Genomic DNA, 534 nt, shown 5'->3' on the forward strand with positions numbered 1-534 from the left:
AATCAAGGCACGGGCGCTGGAGGTGCAGGCGGTGGAGATCACATAGGCCGGGCCACTCAGTTGCAGCCAGTCGGCGAGGAAATTCGCCGGAGCGCTGAGTTCCTGCTGCTGGTAGTCGTAGTCGCCGGGGAACTGGTGTTCCCGCAAAAAGTGCGCGATGCCCCGACTGGCTTCGTCGATGCCCGAGGTGCTGGTGCCGAGCACAACGCCGACCCGTGACGCGCCGTAGGTGTGGATCGCCTGTCGGATATCGCCTTCGATCTGCAACGCCGCTTCCAGCAGCAACTGGTTATTGCGGCTGCTTTGCTGGCCCAACTCGGGCGGGATGATTGCCAAGTCGCCTTTCACGGCGCCCACCGGCAATACGCGCTCCGGCACCCAGCCGCTTTCAGGGCGCATGCCGGAGCAGTCCCCGGCAAACAGGCTGCGGCTGACCTCGTCCTGGCCGCGGCCAAGGGCGCAGATCACGCCCAGGGCGTTGAGGTAAGCGCTCATCGAGCGGCTCCAAGCGGTGTGATGCGGTAACTCAAGGGC

At 65.2% G+C, this 534-nt stretch carries 1 protein-coding gene; it reads right to left on the bottom strand.

The features are described from left to right. Nucleotides 1-495: beta-ketoacyl synthase N-terminal-like domain-containing protein (locus tag OMK64_RS21575; RefSeq protein ID WP_272730172.1), on the bottom strand; the 495-nt coding region annotated here is incomplete at its 3' end. Nucleotides 496-534: the final 39 nt, after the last annotated feature.

This window comes from Cellulomonas fimi (assembly GCF_028527925.1).
Taxonomy (GTDB): Bacteria; Actinomycetota; Actinomycetes; order Actinomycetales; family Cellulomonadaceae; genus Cellulomonas; species Cellulomonas fimi_C.